1 protein-coding gene is annotated in these 1,592 nt (G+C 55.8%); it reads left to right on the forward strand.

The genetic code is table 11. From position 1 onward, the window contains the following. Positions 1-366: 366 nt before the first annotated feature. Entirely contained in the window at positions 367-1,434 is a 1,068-nt protein-coding gene (locus tag ACFMO7_RS04570; RefSeq protein ID WP_376794343.1) for a phospholipase D-like domain-containing protein, read from the forward strand. Positions 1,435-1,592 lie beyond the last annotated feature (158 nt).

The raw sequence follows: 1,592 nt of genomic DNA on the forward strand, positions 1-1,592 counted from the left end.
CCAGTTGCCAGGGCCGATGGTGGTTGGCTACTCCCTCAATGGGCGCGCCTACGCACAGGTAGGAGGGCCTCGCCTGCATCCTTGCGCTGTTGCTGATTGGCATCAATTGTACCATAGCGACGATCGCTGTACCAGTCCCCAAGACAGGACAGGCTGCTCCCTGTCAGCCTCTTCTCGGATGCTCGCTCCCCCATCCTTATTGCTTGAGTCATCTCTTCCTTCCTAACCTGAGCAGCTTGGCGGGTAGACTCTCCACATCGGAGCCTTGGCTAGAGAATGAAGCAAGCAGTATTATGTTTGTGTATCGAGTAGGGGTAGGTCAGGTGTATCTGACCTACAAGCAAGCTGTTTAGGAGAGAAGAGGACATGAGTGAACTCAGGGTGCAGCTTGTAAAGCAGCCACTGGCGAAGCTAACAGAACTGGCCAGGGATTACCAGGGCATGGAGCTGGAGCTAGCCATTGCCTACGTCTCACCCGGCGGCGTGCTCAGTCTCAGCCCCCTCATCAGAGCGGCCAATCGCACGCGCATCACCGTAGGCGTAACACCTATCAATCGGGTAGCGGCCTTGAGGCAACTCCAGGGGTGGGGGGCGGAGGTCTTTATCTATCTGGCCACTCGGGGCACCGTCTTTCATCCCAAAGTCTATTATGGCACCAGGAACGGCCAGGCCTGGGCCATGATCGGCTCCTCAAACCTCACCGTTAACGGCCTGGATCTCAATATCGAACTCAACCTGCTGGTCCAGGGGCGGAGAGTGAGCAAGCTGTTCACAGACCTGGAAGCCTTCCTGGAAGCATATCGAGGCCAGGCCCACCTCCTCACGGAAGACCTCTGCCAGCTGCTGGAGGACGCCGGAAGAAGACTAGGTCATCAGGTCAAAGAGAGGGAATATGCAGACTATCTCTGCAGAAGTGGTCTCCAGCCAGCAGAGCAGCCCACGCTCTTAATACCTGAAAATATTCAGCGTCAGGCTCTCGAAGAATTGGTGAGCTATCTACAGGAAACGCGCATGGTCTATGCCTATCAAATGCTGCTTTGCCTCGTTATGTTAACCCGCGCCGATGAGCGTGGCTTCTTCTCTCAAAGTGAGGCAGCAGCCTGTTTCCGCCGCTTCTATCAGCTGCGTGATCAGGCGGGATTGCCCCGTGAGAGACAGCGTGGTGAGAGGAGAGCAGCGATTGATGATCCGGAGCTTGGAGAGAGAGCTTTCATCGAGATCATTCGCATTGATCCCTTTCCGCGTTTTGAGCGTCGAGGACTGCTGGAGATGAGTTCCGATGGAGACTACTACAGTGTCAACCCGGCTCTGATGAAGGCCCTGACCCCCGAGGTGCGTGTTCAGCTACGGGAGCTAGCCATTCAGCGGCTGGCTCAGCATTACGGTGAGGATCGGGCCACTATTGAAAGGCTAGTGACGGAAGCGATCGGTTGAAAGCGCCGTGCTCGATTGTGGCGTGAGAAGAGAGCAGCCTTGACGGGCATGCGCAATTCCCATACAATCTATTTACAGGGGAGAGACGTGCAGTCAGCTGGTGAAGCCTGACGACCATTAGGCACAGAAAATATACCAGACCCTCAGAGATCCGTTCG

Source organism: Thermogemmatispora sp., from assembly GCF_042408735.1.
Taxonomy (GTDB): Bacteria; Chloroflexota; Ktedonobacteria; order Ktedonobacterales; family Ktedonobacteraceae; genus Thermogemmatispora.